The sequence below is a fragment of the Paraburkholderia sp. J8-2 genome, assembly GCF_905220195.1.
GTDB lineage: Bacteria > Pseudomonadota > Gammaproteobacteria > Burkholderiales > Burkholderiaceae > Paraburkholderia.
Genome location: NZ_CAJMZA010000047.1, coordinates 1 through 17,368 on the forward strand (window position 1 = coordinate 1; position 17,368 = coordinate 17,368).

Here is a 17,368-nt window from a genome sequence, read left to right on the forward strand (position 1 = left end):
GAAGCGAATGGGGATGTTTGCTAGCGCGCAGCGCAAGTGAGCGCCGACTGAATGTCCAGCGGCAAGCGAAGTTCCGCCGAAATCGTGACGCCTGCGCCAGTACGGCTTTCGATCGTCAGCGAGCCGCCGAGCTGCAAAATACGTTCGCGCATGCCAATGAGCCCGAATGCATCAGGACGCGACGCCGCGAGCGGGTCGAAGCCGTCGCCGTCGTCGCTGACGCGAAGCCTGCAAAGTTTCGCGTCGTTCCGAAGCTCGATCGTCACACGGTGCGCGTGAGCATGGCGTGCGACATTCGTGAGCGCTTCCTGAACCACGCGAAAGAGGGCGGTCGCAGCGTATTCGCCGAGATCAGGTTCCGAGATGTCCAGTTGGCACTGGATCGTCACGCCGTAGCGGTTCTGAAAGTCCTCTGCCAACCATTCGAGCGCGGCCTGGAGCCCGAGATCGTCGAGGATGGTGGGACGCAGGTCGGCGGCGATGCGCCGGACCGCCACAGCAAGTGCGTCGATCTGCGTGCCGATTTGCGCGATGGCCTCCTGTTTGGCGCGCATTTGCGTCGGCAACGCACGGGCGAGTTCGGTGCCGTGGAGGGTGAGCGCCATCTTCAGTGCCGCGATCCGCTGCCCGAGATCGTCATGCAATTCGCGGGCGATGCGCTTCTGCTCATTCTCGCGCGCTTGCTGGGTGAGCATCGACGCCGCATGAACACGCTCGAGCTCTTCGAGCCTGCGACGCTCGGTCATGTCACGCGTGATCTTGGTGAAACCGACAAGCGCGTCCTGGTCGTCGTGGATAGCGGTGATGACGACGTTCGCCCAGAAGCGGCTGCCGTCCTTGCGCACTCGCCAGCCCTCGTCCTCGATGCGCCCGTGAAGCGCGGCAGCCGCCAGCAGGCGCGCGGGCTTGCCTGAGGCAATATCGTCTGGTGTGTAGAACGCGCAGAAGTGCTGGCCGACTATTTCATCTGATGAATAGCCCTTGATGCGTTGCGCGCCCGGATTCCAGCTCGCGACGCGGCCGCCGGGGTCTAGCATGAAAATGGCGTAGTCGCGCACAGCGTCGATCAGAAGACGATACCGGTCTACGATCGCAATTTCGCTCTCGTTGCGTGCAAGCCAGGACTTGGGCTCTGCCGTTTGCATGAAGCGCTCCGGAAGATTTGCCGAATCTCCAGGTATCGGTCGCATCCGTGTGTGCTAGGCGTGCCACGCCGATATGCCACATGGTAGGGCAAGTTTCTTGCCGTAGTCAGAAGGATTGCAAGCCGGGGTTTCCCAAAATTATGTACATGTTGGCGCTTACGCCACGACTTCGCTCAGCGGCCGGCGCGGTGACGGGGCGTCCGGCGTACCGTGTCCGATGCGCAGCACAAGCTGCGGACAAGCGGATTTCGGCATGCCGAGCAGCGCACTCAGCCGCGCGCGGAGTTCGGCGACCTCGATGGGCTGGTTCAGATAGGAGGCGCACAGTCCGTGCGTAGTCAGCACGAGTAGCACCCGCTCGAGCGCCTCGCCAGCGGCGAGCCAGGCCTGCGCATCGTCGACGCTCGTCGCGATGCACAGCAGCAAGGGCGACCCTGCCGCGAGTTCCCGATGAGTTGCCGCCACGCCGCCGCCCACGTCGAATGTGCGTATCGCGGAGGCGACGAGTGGCGTTGCGAAGTCGAGCAGGGAACCAAGTCCTGCCGCGTAGGCCGGCATGCCATCGCCGGTATGGCGCGGATGGATCCATTTCGCGAGTTCGCGGCGGAATCTGGGGTCGGCGAACTGCAGTTGGTCGGCTTGGGCGATAAGGTCGGCAATCGCCTCACGCGTTCCGGCTTCGGTTGCGCAGGCGACTTCAACGCCCTCCGCCCGGGCGGCTTCGACCAGCTCGTGTTCGACGGCTGCTGCGACCGGCGCCGGAGAAAACGGGTGACGTGTGGTGACCCGCAGGGAAATTGCACTGACGAGCGGAGCCAGTTCCGCGGCAACGGGCCGCTCACGAAGCAGGCGCACATCGGCGAGCAGGTCGGGATCGAGGCTCGTTGGAAAGAGCGTGATCGCATAGCCGATGCCCAAGCTCACGAGCGCCACGCGCAGATTGAAGAGTGCCGCGCCGCAGCTGATGATCAGCTCCCGATCGAACGGATCGACCACGGGCAGCGCCCGCAGACGGTCAGCGCACAGCAGGATCCGGTCGTGGCCGGGGACGAAGCGCCACGGTTGGCTGTTGTGGCTCGACGGGGCGAGCGTCGCGTGGCGCACGGCGTAACGCAACGCGTAGTCGTCGAGTCTGTCGAGCGGCGTGGCGCTGGCGGCGGCAGAGTCGTGGGGCTTGTCGAGCATGGTGAATTCCTGCCTCTTCAAAGGCGCGGCGCGCGCCAGATGGATTCAGTGAGACATGAGGACCGGAACCGTCATCGTTTCCAGCAACGTGCGCGTCACGCCGCCGAGAGCACATTCATGAACCCGGGAGTGCGCATAAGCGCCTGCCACAATAAGGTCGGCGTGCAGGTCACTGGCGCGGCTAAGCAGCGCCGCTCCGGTCAGGACCGTGGGGTCCTTCGCGCTTTCGTGGAACGACGCCTGCACGCCGTGCAGATCGAGCCATGCGGCAGCGTCGATGGCTTCCTTTTCGGCGCGCGCACGCTGCGCACCACGGTGTGAGGAGACCACTTCGATCGAGACAGACTGGGCACGTTGCAATAGCGGAAACGCGTCGGATACGGCGCGCGCTGCCTCACGGCTGCCGTCCCAGGCGACCAGGATGTTCTGCGCGAATTCCCTGAAGGCGCCGGAATACGGAACCATGACGGCCGGTCGTCCGGCGGTCATCAACAGATCCGCGACGAAGCCGCCCGTGCTTTGAGCGACCCAATCTCCGGCTTCTGCCTGCCCCAGCACGACCAGGTCGGCATGGCGAGCGTGCAGCGTCGCGATCGCGGCGTCGCAAGGCTGCGGCGCGCGCCACTCGGCAATGCGGCCCGCACGCTCCGCAGCGAGGAGAAAGCGTTCATGCGTTCGCGCGAGGCGCGCCTCTGGCGTTGGCGCGGCTTCGGAGGTTCCCCGGTACGCATGCGGCACATACAGTCCGGTCAGATGCGCATCGAAGCGTTCCGCCAGGTCAAGCGCGAGCGCAAGGCGCACCGCACACCGTTCCGAGTCGTCCAGATGAACGAGCAGGCTCTTGTAGCACATGGCGATTTTCCTTGAACCTGAGCGATTGCGTCGGGCAACGCAGGCGCACGATACGCTCAATGCGACATCAAAACCGGGACCGGCATCGCCCCGAGCACGGACTGCGTGACGCCGCCGAGCACGAGTTCCTTCCAGCGCGCATGACCGTATGCCCCCATCACGAGCAGGTCGCAGCCTAGTTTGTCCGCACGGGAAAGCAGGGCATCGGGAATCGACACCGTGGGGGGCGTGTGCAACTGGGTCACTTCCACGTCGATGCCGTGGCGCGCGAGCACGAGTGCAATGTCGGCGCCCGGTAGACGGCCTTCCCGCTCGGCGTTGAGCGTGACGACCGTGGTATGCGCGGCCAGCCGCATGAAGGGCAGGGCATCGTATAGCGCACGCGTGGCGGACTGACCTGCGTCCCATGCAACGACGATTCGTTCGCCCACAGTGGGAAACGTCCCGACATAGGGCACCCACAGGACCGGTCGTCCTGCTGCTAGCGTCACCTGAGCTTGCAGGCGGTTACTGAGCGAAGCGTCCGGATCTTCGGGATTGCTTTGGCCCACGACGATGAGATCGGCAAACGGCGCGAGGGCGAGCAATTCGCGCTGAGCGTGATCCGTGGCGGTACGCCAGGCGCCCTTGAGGTTCGCCTGCGAGAGCCCGTTGAAGAACTGATGCTCCAGCGCACGGCGCTTGTCTTCCCGTGTGCGCACGCGATACGCCGTGTCGAAGGTTAGCGACCATGCGCTTTCGTGGTCAGTCGTGACTGGCGCGAATAGCGCATTGACGTTGGCGCCGTGCTGCCGCGCGACAAGCAATGCGAGATCGAGGCATGCGCTCGCGCGCTCGCTGCCGTCCAGATGAACAAGGATGCTGCGGTACTCCATGATCGGCGCTCCACGATTGAGAAAACCGCGAACAAGAGTGGCGTGGGATCAGTCTAGATCCAGCCAGGGGGTCTCAATTGATTTGAGTCAACCCCTCGCGCATACCGAAGGCCTCCGCGGCGCAGGCCTTCGATTGATGCATATCAATCGCAAGCGAAGGCGCGTTTTTATAGTGAAGCGACATCTCGATCGTGCCGATCCGCGGCCGATCACCCATCTGCGAGGAGAAGCATGATGCGCAAGGACCGGATTGCCTTTGTGAGCGGCGGAATGGGAGGGCTTGGCGCCGCCATCAGCCGGAAACTGTACGACGCTGGCATGACCGTGGTCGTTTCCCATTCGGAGGCGAATGACCACGTGGTGACATGGCTGCACGGCGAACGCGAAGCGGGCCGCACGTTTCATGCGTTCGGGCTGGATGTCGCGAGCTACGACTCATGCGAGGAGTGCGCGAGAAGGGTGACCGCGGAGTTCGGCGGCGTCGATGTGCTCGTCAACAATGCCGGCATTACCCGCGACGCGAGCTTCATGAAACTCTCCAAGCCCGAGTGGGACGCGGTGATGCACACGGATCTCGACAGTATGTTCAATCTCACGAAGCCCTTTCTGCCGGGCATGTATGAGCGGCGATTCGGCCGCATCGTGAACATTGGTTCCGTGAATGGTTCGCGTGGGGCGTTTGGGCAGACGAACTACTCGGCGGCAAAGGCCGGTATTCATGGATTTACTATGTCGCTCGCGCTCGAAGTTGCGAAACGCGGCATCACTGTGAATACGGTGTCGCCAGGTTATCTCGCGACCGCTATGGTGGAAGCCGTGCCTCAGGACGTCATGGATACGCGCATCCTGCCGCAGATCCCCGTTGGGCGCCTCGGGCGGCCAGAGGAGGTGGCGTCGCTGGTCGCGTACCTGTGCTCAGACGATGGCGCGTTCGTGACCGGGGCCAATTTTGCCGTCAACGGCGGCATGCACATGGAGTAGGACGCGCGCGATCTGCACGCCCTGGATCGGGAGGTGGCGCGTTATGCGCGCCGCGCTCAGGGCGTGCCCGCCGCAACGAGGGCGTCGCGCAGCGCGGCAGCGAAGCGCTGGAACGCATGTAACGAGCCCGCCACGCTTTGATACTTCTCACGGCCGATCTGGCCGTCGAGCGTGACGAGCAAGCCGGCGGTGCGCGCGAGCGCGAGCAGGATTTCGGGGTCGTCGGCCGCTCCGGCGTTCGGGAGTGTCGCGGCGGTCAGCGATCGGATTTCGACGGTGGACATGTCAACGCTCCTTGCTACGGATGGAGTCACGCGGCTGTGGTGGTACGTCTTCAGTATGTAACGCCGCCGGGCGGCTTCCAATGAGCGGACGCTGAAACTGGCGTAAGCAATTTTTCTTGGCGTGTAGGCAAATGCCTACGAAAAAAGGAGGCGAAGGTGGTCGAGATCGTGACACTTACGCTGAACCCTGCCGTCGACGTCTCGACTGCGGTGGATCGGGTCGTCGATACGCACAAGCTGCGTTGCGATGCCGCGCACCGCTATCCGGGCGGCGGTGGCCTCAATGTCGCCCGCGTGATCCACCGGCTCGACGGCCGAGAGGCGAACTGCCTTGCGCTCTACCTGGCTGGGGGAGCTTCGGGGAGTCTGCTCGAACAGATGCTCACAGCGGAGCGCGTGCACAGCCGGCGGCTGCGCATCGCCGGTGACACGCGCGAAAATTTTTCGGTCACGGAACGCTCGACCGGCCACGAATTCCGTTTCGTCCTCCCGGGGCCGCAAGTCAGCGCCGATGAGTGGTCGGCCATGCTCGCCGTTCTCGACGCGCTCATGCCCGCGCCGCGCTATCTCGTGCTGAGCGGCAGCCTGCCGCCCGGATTGCCCCCCAAGGCATATGCCGACCTGACCCGCTGGGCGAATCTGCGTGGCACCCACGTGGTGCTCGACACCTCGGGGCTGCCGCTCGCGCTCGCACTCGACGCGGGAGTCTATCTCGTGAAGCCCAGCCTTAGCGAACTGGCGGCTCTGGCGGAACAACCGCTCGCCGATGAGGCCGCATGGCTGTCCGCGGCGCGGCAACTCGTCGATAGCGGTCGCGCGCAGATCGTTGCGTTGACGCTGGGGGAACACGGCGCGCTGCTCGTCACATCAGACGAAACGATTCGCCTGCCAGCGCTGTCGGTGGCCGTATCAAGCGCCACCGGCGCCGGCGACAGCTTCCTCGCGGGGCTGCTGGTCGCGCTGCGCCGCGGCGACACCCTGCGGGACGCCGCGCGCCTCGCTCAGGCGGCGGCTTCCGCGACCTTGCTATCGAGCGGCACGGCGCTCTGCGACGCGGACGAGGTGAAGCGGCTCTACGCCGGCATACCAGAGGCGGCGTGACGCGGCAATGGTGAACTGCCGGAACTGGTGCCCTCGGTTGGGGCGCGGGTACGTTTCAATGTGACAACAGCACCGGAACGGTCGCCGATTCGAGCAGGGCGCGCGTCACACCGCCGAGCCATTGCTCTTTCCATTGCGGATGACCGTAGGCACCCGCTACGACGAAGTCGCTGCCGCTCGAATCAACCCAGGAAAGCAGGGCGTCACCGGCTGTTTCGTCCGTATCGCTGATCACCTCCGCAAAATCGACGTTGACTGCATGCCTTGCCAGCATCAGGTCGATCTCCTTGCCTTGGGCACCCAGTGCCGCGAGCTGTTGCGTATCGCCAGTCCGGATGCGCAGTAGTGTCACACGTCCGGCGGCCACCAGGAACGGCATGGCGTCGTGCACGGCGCGCGCTGCTTCGCGGCTCCCGTCCCACGCGATAGCGATCGATTGACCCGCTGGCCGCAGGGCGCCGGCATAGGGCAAGACCAGCACTGGCCTGCCCGAAGTAAGTACCACGGCTTCCAGAAAGCACCTGCGCAACGCCCGTGAATCGTCATCGGGGCCCGCCTGACCGGCGATCAGCAGATCGGCGTGACGGCTGCGCCGGATCATGGGCTGTTCGGCATAGTCGTCGAATGCGATCCATTCGCCGTCCAGGCCGCTGCCGCGCAGCGCATGACGAAACGCTTCCTCGGCCGCATCTCGTTGGCCGCGCCGCGCGTCGCACCAGTCGTCATAGTAGTGAGCGCTGCCGGCAATTGAAAAATACTCCCGGGCCTCGGGCAGAAATGTCGTGTAAAGCCCGATGAGAAGCGCGTCGAATTTTCTGGCCAGTTCGAGCGAGAAGCCTAGCCGCGCCTGAGCGCGGTCGCTGGGGTCGAGGTAGGTGAGTACGGTTTTGTACGACATGGCAGTGTCTCCTCCGGTGGGATCTGAACCGTTTAGTGCTTCTATTAATCGCTCCCGACAGGCTTCGTTCATTTGACGCACGTCAACCGGACTTGACCGGCGTGCCCGAGAATCGGCTCACGGCCACGATAGCAGTCGTTGTGGCGTGGTCGGTCATCCTCTTCAACCTCGGGGCCGCTCAATCATGGCTAAACGGTTCGTCATGCCGGGCATCCTGCGCCTCGCGTTCAAGCTGCTCGTCAACGACAGTGCCAAATTTACGGCGCTGCTAATCGGCATTACGTTCGCCGTGTTCCTCATGGTCGAGATGATGTCGATGTTCGCCGGCATTCTCAATCGTTCGTCGTCGACGGTCATCAACGTGGGCGCGAAGATCTGGATTATGGACCCCGCTGTGCAGACGATCGCCAGCAGCATTGGTATGCCCGACTATGTGCTCGACGCTGTGCGCAGCATAGACGGTGTGAAATACGCCGTACCACTCTATTCCGGCGTGGCGCTCGTCAAGCTGCGCGACGGCACTTACCAGGCCACGACGGTCATTGGTCTCGACGACACCACGCTCTATGGCTGGCCGCGCATGAAGCGCGGGCGCATCGAAGATATCTACGCGGAGAACGGCTTTATCGCCGTGCAGGACGCCGAGTTCTACAAGTTGGGCAACCCCGCGCCGGGCACGGACTTCGAACTGAACGACCATCGTGCCGTCGTTGTCGGCATCGCCACGGTAGCGAGCAGTGGACTCTTCGGCACGCCTACGCTTTACACCACATACAGCCGCGCCATCCAGTACATCCCTTCCACGCGCTACACCACGTCGTACATCCTTGTCGAGCCGAAGTCGGAACGCGATATCGCGCACATCAAGGCCGTCGTGGCTTCACTCGGCTATATCGCCTATACGAAAGACGAGTTCATGCAGCGCATCGCCAACTTCTACAAGTACGAGACGAGTCTTGGCACCAATATTCTGCTGATGACCGTAATCAGCTTCATCGTCGGACTGTCGATTTCGGGTCAGACGTTCTACACCTTCATCCTCGAAAACCTCGAAAAATTCGGCGCGCTCAAGGCAATCGGCGCAAAGCGCCGGGAACTCGTGGCGATGATCCTGTTTCAGGCGGCGTTCACCTCGCTCACGGGCTATGGCTTGGGCGTCGGTCTGTGTGCCGCCTCCATCACACTCGCGCGACTGCGTATTCGCGACTACGCGGCGATGATCACGTATGGCAATCTTGCCCTGGCATTCGCCATGGTGGTGGTGATCGCCTCGCTATCGAGCTATCTCGGCGTGCGCCGCGTGCTGCGCATCGAGCCGTTCGACATCTTCCGGGGTTAATGCGATGACGGATTCGATCGCCATCGAAGCACGCGCGCTCAACAAATGGTTCGGCGAAGGGGCGGCGCGCACTCAGGCGCTACAGGGCGTTTCCATGCAGGCGCGCTTCGGCGAAATGGTGCTCATCGTCGGGCCGTCGGGCAGCGGCAAGACGACGCTGCTCAGCGTGATCTCCGGCATCCTGAGGCCCGATGGCGGATCGGTTTCGATCGACGGTGTGGACCTCTGGGCGCAGCCCGATGACGGCCTGGCCGACTTCCGGCTCAACCGTATCGGCTTCGTGTTTCAGGACTATCACCTGTTTCCGCGTCTCACTACGGCGGAGAACGTGGCGATTCCGCTCATTCTCAAGCGCCGGCCGTGGGACGAAGCGCTGACTGAAGCCGCGCGCTATCTGGAAGTGGTGGGCCTCGCCGGCCGCGCGGCGCTGCCACCCGTGAAGCTATCCGGGGGGGAGCAGCAGCGTGTGGCGATCGCACGCGCGATCGTGAGCCAGCCCGACATTCTTGTGCTCGACGAGCCTACCGCTTCGCTCGACGGCGACACGGGCCGGACCATCATCGAGTTTGTGAAGCATCAGGTGCTCAATGCGCGCCGGTGCATCGTGATCGTCACGCACGACAGTCGCATCTTCGAGTACGCCGATCGTATCCTGCATATGGAGGATGGCAAGCTCAAAGGCATCGACGCGGGAGGCGCGCGATGAAGCATCGCATCCTGTTCGCCGCGGCGATTGCGGGGTTCATTGCGAGCGTCGTTGCCGCGTGGGTTTTCGGCGTCCAGCAGGCTCCGCAGCCACCCGTGTTCCAGCCGGCGGCCAACCCCTACGAACACGGCGTGTACGCAACAGGCATCGTGGAAAGCGACCAGCCCGCGGGCGCAAACGTCAACGTCTACCCTGACGTGGGAGGCGCCGTCACGCGCCTCTACGTGCATGACGGCGAGCGTGTCAAGGCAGGTGACGTGCTGCTGACCATCGACGACTCAGTGCAGCGCGCCAATGCCCAGCAACTCGTGGCGCAGGCCGACGCCGCGCAGGCACTGCTCGAGGAACTGCAGGCACAGCCGCGGCCGGAAACGCGCGATGTCGCGGACGCCCAGGTGAGCGCGGCGCAGGCCAACCTCAAGATGGCCGAGGATACCTATGCGAAGCAGAAGGAGGCCTGGAACATCGACCCCAAAGCCGTTAGCCGCGACGTGCTCGACAACGCGGAGAACGGTGTGCGGGTGGCGCGCGCGAATCTGGAAGTGGTGACGCGGCAGGATCGCCTCACGCGTGCGGGTGCGTGGGTGTACGACGTGCGCAACCAGCAAGGCCAGGTCGAGGCGCTGCGCAAGGCCGCCGCCTCCGCAGAGGCGCTGCTCGCCCATTACACGTTGCGCGCGCCGGCCGACGGCGTGGTCCTCGCAGTCAACACGGCGCAGGGTTCCTATCTTTCGCAACAGGGCGTCTACGACACCTACACACAGGGCATGGCCCCGGCGATCGTGCTCGGCACCGCGCCGGAGCGCCTCGCGGTGCGGTGCTACGTGGATGAGATCCTGATATCCCGGCTGCCGGAGCCTGCACGGCTCAAGGCGCGCATGTCGGTGCGGGGGGCGAGCATCGACGCCGATCTCGATTTCGAGCGTATCCAGCCCTATGTCACGCCGAAGATCGAACTCTCGGACCAGCGCACCGAGCGCGTGGACTTGCGCGTGCTGCCGGTCATCTTTCGCGTGGTGCCGAAGGCGGGGCTGCACCTCTACCCTGGGCAGATCGTCGATGTCTACATTTCGGCTCGCTGACAGGGGGCATGCGCGAACGCGCGGCTACCACGATCGCGTTGGTCGGTGCACGACTCGCGTCATAGCCGTGCTGTTAGCCTGGCTGCGCGCCTTGCTTTGCGCGGCGTCGCTCGCGGGTTGCGCGGTCGGGCCGGATTTTTCCCGGCCGCCAGCGCCGAAAGTCGACGCGTTCCTGCCGGGCGGCGGCCCCTCCACTTTCTCGGCGGCTGGAGCGTCACAGACCCTGCACGCTGATGTAAGCGTTCGCGACGACTGGTGGACGCAGTTCGGCAGCCCTGCCATCGACGCGGTAGTGGACGATGCGCTCACCGACAACGCAACGCTCGCGCAGGCGCAAGCCTCGCTGCGCCGTGCCGACGACCTGCTGCGCGCGGGGGCGGGCGTCTTTTATCCGCAGGTCAATGCCGAAGCGGGCGCGTCGCGCGAACGCTATTCGCCGCTGCACGTGGGCTCGCAGGCGGCACCCTCCATCTTCAATCTTTTCACGCTTTCTGCCTCGATCAGCTATGCCATTGATCTGTGGGGCGGCAACCGACGCTATGTGGAGGGCCTCGCAGCCGAGCGCGATGTGCAGCGCTACGCTCTGGAAGCGGCGTTGCTGACCATCGCATCGAACGTGGTCAATGCGATGATTGCGCGGGCGGCGTGGTGCGACGAGATCGACGCGACGCAAGAAATGATCGGCCTCGTACGCGAGCAGGTGCGCATCGCCGAAGAGCGTGCACGCGCTGGCACGGCCGCTTATGCGGCCGTGCTCACGCTGCAGAACGAGCAGGCCACGCTGGAGGCCACCTTGCCGGTGCTGGAACAAAAGCGCGCTCAGGCAGGCGATCTGCTGGCCTCGCTCACTGGCGCCCTCCCTGCCCAATGGGCCATGCCTGGGCTCTCCTTGCGGGATGTCACGCTGCCTGCGGATCTGCCGCAAACCGTGCCGTCGCAACTCGTACGCCAGCGGCCCGACGTGCTGCAGGCCGAAGCGCTGCTGCATGCGGCGAGCGCGCAGATCGGGGTGGCGACAGCGGCTATGTTGCCGAACATCACGCTTTCTGCCGAGGGTGGACTCTCGGGCGCGTCACCTGCGTCGATCGCGCAGCGCATGGGACAGTCATGGAGTCTTGCGGCGGATGTGGCTGCACCGCTCTTTCAGGGCGGGACGCTATGGTATGGCCGTAAGGCCGCCGAAGAGGCTTACGCGGCCTCGCGCGCGCAATATCGCCAAACTGTGCTTTCGGCCTTCGCTCAGGTCGCGGATGTGCTCTACGCGCTCGACTACGACGCGCTCGCGCTCGACGCGCAGTCGCGCGCGCTCGCGGCGGCACAGGAAGCGCTGCGGTTGCTGCGAGCCGACTATCGGGCGGGGACCGTGGATTACCTGCAGATTCTCATTGCCGATGGCCAGTTGCACCAGGCGCAGATTGCATGGCTGGAAGCTGCAGCGCAGCGGCTGCAGGACACAGTGGCGCTGTATGCGGCATTGGGCGGAGGCTGGCGCGAAGTACCCGGCAACGGCTAGGGCGTGGGGGGAGCGCATTGACCACGACGAATGGGACACACCGCGACGCCTATGTTCATTGACGCAAGTCAAGCGCAGAACGCCGGCCGATTCGAAGATGGAGCCACGCAATCCCGATCCGTAGGGAGTCGCCCTGAAAGGAGCCCAATATGTACGAAAAAATACAGGTGGCTTACGACGCCAGCGAAACATCGAAGCGAGCGCTCGCCGAAGCGGTGAAACTCGCGGGCTTGACTGGCGCGCAACTGCGTATTGTGCACGCGCTCGATATCGTGGCGCCCATGGGCGTGGGCATGGGGCTCACCTACGTGCCCGCCGACACGATTGCAGCGTACCGTGAAGACGCCATGAGCCAGCTTGCGGAGGCCCGCGCCGAAGCGCAGGCGGCTGGCGTGCAATGCGAAACGGAACTGCTCCATGTCGAGGACATGAACGACAGCGTGGCGGAATGCCTGCAGCGCTGTGCTTCGGAGCACGGTGCGCAATTGGTCGTGCTCGGCACCCATGGCAGGCGCGGTATCAAACGCGCCCTGCTCGGCAGTGTGGCGGAGCGATTCGTGCGCTTGGCACAATGTCCGGTGCTACTCGTTCGCGGCCCGGCTCAGTGAGCGGCGACGGTTAACCAACCTGGAGCGGGTCGCGCATGGAGAGGAAGTTCGATCCTGGCGGCATCATGCTGTTCATGGGCGTCCTGGTCCTGCTCGCGGCCCAGGTGCTGTGGCTCACGCCAACGGTGCCGGCGATCGCTTATAGCGATTTTCAGCGTCTGCTCGCCGCGCACGAAGTCGACAACCTCGTCGTCACCCCCACCCGCATTAGCGGCGAGTTGCGCTCGCAAGAGGCGAAGGCGATGCTTCCGGCTTCCGACGCCGCCGCTTTTAACGCCGGCAAGGCGCCCTATTCGTTCACGACAATACGCGTCGCCGATGAGTCGCTGCTTGCACGCCTCACTGCCGCCGGTGTGCACTATCGCGGAGCGCTCGACAGCAACTGGGGCGATCTGCTGATCGCCTGGATGGCGCCGCTGGTGATTTTCGTGATCGTGTGGCAATTCCTGATGCGGCGTGGCGGGGGCGCACGCGACTTCATGAGTATTGGCAGAAGCCGTGCACACATTTACATGCAGCAGGCCACCGGCACGACATTCAACGATATTGCCGGCATCGACGAAGCCAAACAGGAGCTTCAACAGATCGTCTCCTTTCTTTGTCATCCTGAGCGATATCGCCGGCTGGGGGGCAAGATCCCCAAAGGCATCCTGATCGTCGGTGCGCCGGGGACCGGCAAGACATTGCTCGCGAAGGCGCTCGCAGGCGAGGCCGGTGTGCCGTTCTTTTCGATCAGCGGTTCATCGTTCGTGGAAATGTTCGTGGGCGTGGGAGCGGCGCGCGTGCGTGACCTTTTCGAACAGGCGCAGCGCCAGGCACCGTGCATTGTGTTCATCGACGAACTCGACGCACTCGGCAAGGTACGCGGCGCGAACCCGGTGTCGGGCAACGACGAGCGCGAGCAGACGCTCAATCAGCTGCTCGTTGAGATGGACGGTTTCCAGCCCAATGCCGGCGTCATCCTGCTTGCCGCGACCAACCGGCCGGAGACGCTCGATCCGGCATTGTTGCGCCCGGGGAGGTTCGATCGCCATATCGCGATCGACCGTCCCGACCTGAACGGCCGCCTGCAGATCCTGGCGGTGCATACACGCGGCGTGCCGCTCGCGCCCGATGTCGAACTGGAGGAGCTGGCCGCGCGCACGCCCGGCTGCGTGGGCGCCGATCTCGCGAACATCGTGAACGAAGCGGCGCTCCATGCGGCCGAAGCCGATCGGGACAACGTGAACATGGCGGACTTCGACGAAGCCATCGACCGCGCGCTGGCGGGCTCCGAGCGCAAGAGCCGGGTCATGAATGCCCAGGAGAAGGTGACCATTGCTTACCACGAGGCGGGCCATGCCCTCGTCGCCCAGAGCCGCGCGCACTGCGACCCGGTCAAGAAGGTGTCGATGATTCCGCGCGGAGTGGCAGCGCTAGGTTATACGCAACAGGTTCCAACCGAGGACCGATACGTCCTCAGGCGCAGCGAACTGCTCGACCGGCTGGACGTATTGCTTGGTGGCAGGGTGTCGGAGGAGCTTGTGTTCGGCGACGTCTCCACCGGCGCGCAAAACGACCTGGAAAGGGCCACCACGATGGCATGGCATATGGTGGCGCGCTACGGCATGAGCGAGCGCCTCGGCCTTGCGAACTGTACCGACGATGGCGCCGCGCTACCGACCATGGGGGGAGCCGAAGGGCCGCGGCCTGCTGCGCGCACGGCCCAGCTCATCGACGACGAACTGCGCCGGCTGCTGAACGAAGCCCATGAACGCGTGACGTGTACGCTCACCAGCCAGCGCGCGGCGCTTGACCGGATCGCCAGGCGGCTGCTCGAGCGGGAAGTGATCGAGCACGACGAACTCCTGGCGTTGATTGCAGGTGTTGAGCCCGCAGGCACGGGGGCGGACGAACGTGAGGCCACGCAGCCCGCTACGTCGTCGCAGATGCAGCTTCCCGCGAGCAGCGCGATGCCCACCGCCGCGCTTTCGGCGGACGTCTCAAAGGAGACGCAGCCGCCTCAGTATTCGCCCTCGAGATAGTCATGAGCGGCGCGCGCGCGGTCCGATGCGCGCAACGCGTCGAGTGCGCGCTTTTCGATGCGGCGCACCTGTTCACGCGAAACCCCCGTGCTTCGTGCGATTTCTTCGTATGTTTGCGGCTCTATATCGCCGATGCCGAAGCGCCGGCGCACGATGTTCGCCTCCGCAGGAGGCATGTCGTCGACGATTGCCGTCACGAACGCGCGCATGCGTAGGCGGCTCAACGCTTCCATTTGCGTAGGCGCAGCGTCGGGAATCAACTCGATCAGCTCGGTTTCGCCGTCTGGTAGCACGATATCGAGCGACGCGGGTTCCACGGGAAGCGCGAGCAGGCTGCGAACCTTGCGCTCGGCCATGCCGCTGGCCGATGCCAGCTCTTCGAAGGAGGCGTCGCGTCCAGTCTGCTGGCGGATACGTTCGCGCGCACGCCACACACGGACGAACTCGTCGCCGACATGGACGGGCAGCCGGATCGTCCGCGAGCGCTCGGCCACGGCACGCCCGACGGCCTGTCGGATCCACCATGTCGCGTAGGTGGAAAACTTGAAGCCGCGCTGCCCCTCGAACTTCTCGATGGCGCGCATCAATCCGATGCTGCCCTCTTGCACAAGATCAGGCAGGTCCAGGCCGCGATTCTCGTAACGCCGGGCGATTGAATACACGAGCCGCATGTTGGCCTCGAACATCCTGCGCGTCGCCGCACGCAGCCGCAGCCGCGTCGCGTTCATGTTCCCGATTCGATTGCTCACCTGCTCGCACGGCTGCGCTTCTACCAAGCGCGCGACGAATTCGTCGCAAGCCGCTTCGATTGCGCCGGCGGCCCAGTCATTGATTTCGTGCTGGGGCGTCGCCTCTGCGCGCTTGCTTGCGCGCGGTGCGTAGCTTCTTTCGGAGGGAGTGCCCGGCGAGTCACTGCTGACGTCGTCGTCCGATGCGCGGCACGCGCCTCGCCTCAAAATTTTGAGGGCTTGGGGGCATGCCTCGAGACAGCGCAACAGATCGTGACGGCTCACCGCGATCTCGCGAGCCAGATCGACTTCCTGTTCGCGTGACAGGAGTGGCACGGCCCTCATCCGCGCGCGAAAAAGTTCGAGCGTATCGTCGGCCGTGCGCATGTCCTGGGGTGCCGTATCGAGTTCGTGCATCGACTCGAGGCGTTGCTTGCGGCTGTGTGGCGGGTGGACTTTCGGCTTCATGGCGCTGGCGGGTGATCCGCAGGCTGATCGCGAGCACCGACTGCCCGCGCATTCCGGCGGGCATCGATTCACGAATACCGATTCGCAACAGACCGCCTTACGACACCGATCTTGGGACGAAAGCCAACGATTCAATCGAACCCGACTGGTTTTTTGCGCCGTTGCGGCAACGGTGGCGGCGGGGCTCCGAATCACGTCACACCCGTTCAGCGTTCGTCGCCATTTGCAGCCTGGGGAGTTCGCCCCAGCCTAGCGGAGCGTAGACGACTCCTCCTGCGAGTTCGACCAGTTCCGTAAACCGCTGCAGCGTTACACCCGCCATGATGTGAATGGGCGGGCCGCAGAGATAGCTCTCGGTGCGCAGCCACGGCGCTGCTTTCGCGTTGAGCTCCTGCACGCTGTACGGGTGAGCGTGCTCTCCCGTTTCCGGGTCCAACATCGGCGCGTCGAAGGCGACCTTGAGGATCTGGTCGGGCGCGTCGGAGTAGGGCAGACCGGCCTCGCGCGTGTACGGCGTTCGTTCCCAGTGCTCGCCCCATTGCTGGTCAAGTGGAATGCGCGTGAACCATGCCCAGGGCGTGCAGACATAACAAAGCCGATAAGCGTGTTGGACGGCGCTCAAATCGACGCGTGTCATCATCGTTGTGTCCTTTCCGGCTTACGCCGTTTCGCTTCGATCCAGTTTGCGGATCAGGTCGCTGGGGGCCTGCCGACCGTTTGCGCGAGGAGGGGTATCTCGTCCTCGTTCAGACGCAGCGCGTCGGCGAGCAGCCTGCGATTGATCCAGCCTCGCACTACCGTGGCAAGTCCCTCGGACGCACAGTAAAGCGAAACGTTCTGGCAGATCGCACCCGCCGCTATCCCAGCGAAAAGTTCGCGTTGCTGCGGCGGTGTGTCGAGAACCTGCGAGCCTCGCAGCACATATACGAGGTCGAGCGGCGCCTTCGCCACGAAGTCCTGATAACCGGTCATGTTGCGCGCGTCGACGCGATGCTTGAGCACGAGATGGTGCAGCGCAGGCTCGTAACGATACACACCAAGCGGGAGCGCAGCGTAAATATCGATCTCGTTGAAGCCGTGTGCCGATGGCGCGGTGTGGCCGCCGGTCTCGGGGCGGTTGATTCCGTCGGCGGCCCAGAGCAGTTCGCCGAGCGTGTCGAGCGTCATGGCCGTCTCGGAATAGGCGCGCGTGCTTTTGCGCCGGGCCAGCGCCGTCATGAGGGGCGCGCCCGCGTCGAGGCGAGGGCGCGGCAGGGTGATGAACTCCTGCGACTCGCCGCTTGCCGGCGACGGGGGCAATAGCAGCGACGGTTCGTACTCGATGCGTTGAAGTTCGGTCATGATGTTCTCCATGCACTCAAATCGTGTGGACTTCGATGGCTTGCTTGCCTTTGGGACCGTTGGTTTCTCTGAAACTCACGCGCTGCTTCTCCTGCAGCGAGCAAAACCCCTCTGCACTGATTGACGAGTAGTGCACGAACACATCTTCGCCACCGTCGTCCGGCATGATGAAGCCGAAGCACTTGGCGTCGTTGAACCATTTCACGGTGCCGGTTTTCATGTCGATTCCACGCTTTTT

Annotated in this window: 18 protein-coding genes; 8 read left to right on the forward strand and 10 right to left on the reverse strand. The window is 64.2% G+C overall.

Features of this window, described 5'->3' with window-relative positions; genetic code table 11:
* Window positions 1-20 precede the first annotated feature (20 nt).
* The 4 genes from U5A52_RS40545 to U5A52_RS40560 all read right to left on the reverse strand — a co-directional run bounded on the left by U5A52_RS40545 (window position 21) and on the right by U5A52_RS40560 (window position 4,057).
* Window positions 21-1,145, reverse strand: coding sequence for a PAS domain-containing sensor histidine kinase (locus U5A52_RS40545; RefSeq protein ID WP_321939846.1), 1,125 nt, complete (start codon window positions 1,143-1,145; stop codon window positions 21-23).
* Between the two features lie 156 nt (window positions 1,146-1,301).
* Window positions 1,302-2,330, reverse strand: a complete 1,029-nt coding sequence (locus U5A52_RS40550) for an Acg family FMN-binding oxidoreductase (protein WP_321939847.1) — start codon at window positions 2,328-2,330, stop codon at window positions 1,302-1,304.
* Between the two features lie 45 nt (window positions 2,331-2,375).
* Window positions 2,376-3,182 (reverse strand): universal stress protein, encoded by an 807-nt coding sequence (locus U5A52_RS40555; RefSeq protein ID WP_321939850.1) that lies wholly within the window; start codon window positions 3,180-3,182, stop codon window positions 2,376-2,378.
* A gap of 56 nt (window positions 3,183-3,238) precedes the next feature.
* Window positions 3,239-4,057: a universal stress protein gene (locus U5A52_RS40560; RefSeq protein WP_321939851.1), complete on the reverse strand. Its 819-nt coding sequence runs from the start codon at window positions 4,055-4,057 to the stop codon at window positions 3,239-3,241.
* A gap of 234 nt (window positions 4,058-4,291) precedes the next feature.
* Here U5A52_RS40560 and U5A52_RS40565 point away from each other — a divergent pair, with 234 nt between their 5' ends.
* The gene (locus U5A52_RS40565; RefSeq protein WP_321939908.1) at window positions 4,292-5,038 is read left to right on the forward strand and encodes a beta-ketoacyl-ACP reductase; all 747 of its coding nucleotides are present in this window, start codon (window positions 4,292-4,294) and stop codon (window positions 5,036-5,038) included.
* Between the two features lie 56 nt (window positions 5,039-5,094).
* Here U5A52_RS40565 and U5A52_RS40570 read toward each other — a convergent pair whose 3' ends face one another.
* The gene (locus tag U5A52_RS40570; protein WP_321939852.1) at window positions 5,095-5,322 is read right to left on the reverse strand and encodes a hypothetical protein; all 228 of its coding nucleotides are present in this window, start codon (window positions 5,320-5,322) and stop codon (window positions 5,095-5,097) included.
* A 156-nt stretch (window positions 5,323-5,478) separates the two neighbouring features.
* Between U5A52_RS40570 and U5A52_RS40575 the strand changes: the two genes are divergently transcribed.
* Entirely contained in the window at window positions 5,479-6,423 is a 945-nt protein-coding gene (locus tag U5A52_RS40575) for a 1-phosphofructokinase family hexose kinase (protein ID WP_321939854.1), read from the forward strand.
* 55 nt (window positions 6,424-6,478) lie between these two features.
* Here the strand turns inward: U5A52_RS40575 and U5A52_RS40580 are convergent, their stop codons facing one another.
* The gene (locus tag U5A52_RS40580) at window positions 6,479-7,321 is read right to left on the reverse strand and encodes a universal stress protein (RefSeq protein ID WP_321939855.1); all 843 of its coding nucleotides are present in this window, start codon (window positions 7,319-7,321) and stop codon (window positions 6,479-6,481) included.
* A 202-nt stretch (window positions 7,322-7,523) separates the two neighbouring features.
* Here U5A52_RS40580 and U5A52_RS40585 point away from each other — a divergent pair, with 202 nt between their 5' ends.
* The 6 genes from U5A52_RS40585 to ftsH all read left to right on the forward strand — a co-directional run bounded on the left by U5A52_RS40585 (window position 7,524) and on the right by ftsH (window position 14,593).
* A complete protein-coding gene (locus U5A52_RS40585; protein ID WP_321939910.1) occupies window positions 7,524-8,660 on the forward strand; it encodes an ABC transporter permease in 1,137 nt (378 codons plus the stop codon).
* A gap of 4 nt (window positions 8,661-8,664) precedes the next feature.
* The gene (locus U5A52_RS40590; protein WP_321939856.1) at window positions 8,665-9,366 is read left to right on the forward strand and encodes an ABC transporter ATP-binding protein; all 702 of its coding nucleotides are present in this window, start codon (window positions 8,665-8,667) and stop codon (window positions 9,364-9,366) included.
* A complete protein-coding gene (locus U5A52_RS40595; RefSeq protein WP_321939858.1) occupies window positions 9,363-10,448 on the forward strand; it encodes an HlyD family secretion protein in 1,086 nt (361 codons plus the stop codon). Before U5A52_RS40590 ends, U5A52_RS40595 begins: the two co-directional genes overlap by 4 nt.
* Window positions 10,449-10,515: 67 nt before the next feature.
* On the forward strand, window positions 10,516-11,961 hold the full coding sequence (locus tag U5A52_RS40600) for an efflux transporter outer membrane subunit (protein WP_321939860.1): 1,446 nt from the start codon (window positions 10,516-10,518) through the stop codon (window positions 11,959-11,961).
* A 149-nt stretch (window positions 11,962-12,110) separates the two neighbouring features.
* Complete coding sequence (locus tag U5A52_RS40605) at window positions 12,111-12,569, forward strand: universal stress protein (protein WP_321939861.1); 459 nt, start codon at window positions 12,111-12,113, stop codon at window positions 12,567-12,569.
* Between the two features lie 35 nt (window positions 12,570-12,604).
* Window positions 12,605-14,593, forward strand: a complete 1,989-nt coding sequence (gene ftsH / locus U5A52_RS40610; RefSeq protein ID WP_321939863.1) for an ATP-dependent zinc metalloprotease FtsH — start codon at window positions 12,605-12,607, stop codon at window positions 14,591-14,593.
* Here ftsH and U5A52_RS40615 read toward each other — a convergent pair.
* The 4 genes from U5A52_RS40615 to U5A52_RS40630 all read right to left on the reverse strand — a co-directional run bounded on the left by U5A52_RS40615 (window position 14,572) and on the right by U5A52_RS40630 (window position 17,350).
* Entirely contained in the window at window positions 14,572-15,789 is a 1,218-nt protein-coding gene (locus tag U5A52_RS40615) for an RNA polymerase sigma factor RpoD/SigA (protein ID WP_321939864.1), read from the reverse strand. The genes ftsH and U5A52_RS40615 overlap by 22 nt on opposite strands.
* Before the next feature lie 196 nt (window positions 15,790-15,985).
* Window positions 15,986-16,429 (reverse strand): hypothetical protein, encoded by a 444-nt coding sequence (locus U5A52_RS40620; RefSeq protein WP_321939866.1) that lies wholly within the window; start codon window positions 16,427-16,429, stop codon window positions 15,986-15,988.
* A gap of 50 nt (window positions 16,430-16,479) precedes the next feature.
* Window positions 16,480-17,130 carry a nitroreductase family protein gene (locus U5A52_RS40625; protein ID WP_321939868.1) on the reverse strand — a complete coding sequence of 217 codons (651 nt, stop codon included), beginning with the start codon at window positions 17,128-17,130 and terminating at the stop codon, window positions 16,480-16,482.
* Window positions 17,131-17,146: 16 nt separating this feature from the next.
* Window positions 17,147-17,350 carry a cold-shock protein gene (locus U5A52_RS40630; RefSeq protein WP_321939869.1) on the reverse strand — a complete coding sequence of 68 codons (204 nt, stop codon included), beginning with the start codon at window positions 17,348-17,350 and terminating at the stop codon, window positions 17,147-17,149.
* Between the last annotated feature and the right edge of the window lie 18 nt (window positions 17,351-17,368).

Excerpts from the sequence above, each read along its gene's own strand:
- U5A52_RS40545 (WP_321939846.1), bottom strand. The coding sequence starts at position 1,145 with ATGCAAACGGCAGAGCCCAAGTCCTGGCTTGCACGCAACGAGAGCGAA.
- U5A52_RS40550 (WP_321939847.1), bottom strand. The coding sequence starts at position 2,330 with ATGCTCGACAAGCCCCACGACTCTGCCGCCGCCAGCGCCACGCCGCTC.
- U5A52_RS40555 (WP_321939850.1), bottom strand. The coding sequence starts at position 3,182 with ATGTGCTACAAGAGCCTGCTCGTTCATCTGGACGACTCGGAACGGTGT.
- U5A52_RS40560 (WP_321939851.1), bottom strand. The coding sequence starts at position 4,057 with ATGGAGTACCGCAGCATCCTTGTTCATCTGGACGGCAGCGAGCGCGCG.
- U5A52_RS40565 (WP_321939908.1), top strand. The coding sequence starts at position 4,292 with ATGCGCAAGGACCGGATTGCCTTTGTGAGCGGCGGAATGGGAGGGCTT.
- U5A52_RS40570 (WP_321939852.1), bottom strand. The coding sequence starts at position 5,322 with ATGTCCACCGTCGAAATCCGATCGCTGACCGCCGCGACACTCCCGAAC.
- U5A52_RS40580 (WP_321939855.1), bottom strand. The coding sequence starts at position 7,321 with ATGTCGTACAAAACCGTACTCACCTACCTCGACCCCAGCGACCGCGCT.
- U5A52_RS40585 (WP_321939910.1), top strand. The coding sequence starts at position 7,524 with ATGCCGGGCATCCTGCGCCTCGCGTTCAAGCTGCTCGTCAACGACAGT.
- U5A52_RS40590 (WP_321939856.1), top strand. The coding sequence starts at position 8,665 with ATGACGGATTCGATCGCCATCGAAGCACGCGCGCTCAACAAATGGTTC.
- U5A52_RS40595 (WP_321939858.1), top strand. The coding sequence starts at position 9,363 with ATGAAGCATCGCATCCTGTTCGCCGCGGCGATTGCGGGGTTCATTGCG.
- U5A52_RS40605 (WP_321939861.1), top strand. The coding sequence starts at position 12,111 with ATGTACGAAAAAATACAGGTGGCTTACGACGCCAGCGAAACATCGAAG.
- ftsH (WP_321939863.1), top strand. The coding sequence starts at position 12,605 with ATGGAGAGGAAGTTCGATCCTGGCGGCATCATGCTGTTCATGGGCGTC.
- U5A52_RS40615 (WP_321939864.1), bottom strand. The coding sequence starts at position 15,789 with ATGAAGCCGAAAGTCCACCCGCCACACAGCCGCAAGCAACGCCTCGAG.
- U5A52_RS40620 (WP_321939866.1), bottom strand. The coding sequence starts at position 16,429 with ATGATGACACGCGTCGATTTGAGCGCCGTCCAACACGCTTATCGGCTT.
- U5A52_RS40625 (WP_321939868.1), bottom strand. The coding sequence starts at position 17,130 with ATGACCGAACTTCAACGCATCGAGTACGAACCGTCGCTGCTATTGCCC.
- U5A52_RS40630 (WP_321939869.1), bottom strand. The coding sequence starts at position 17,350 with ATGAAAACCGGCACCGTGAAATGGTTCAACGACGCCAAGTGCTTCGGC.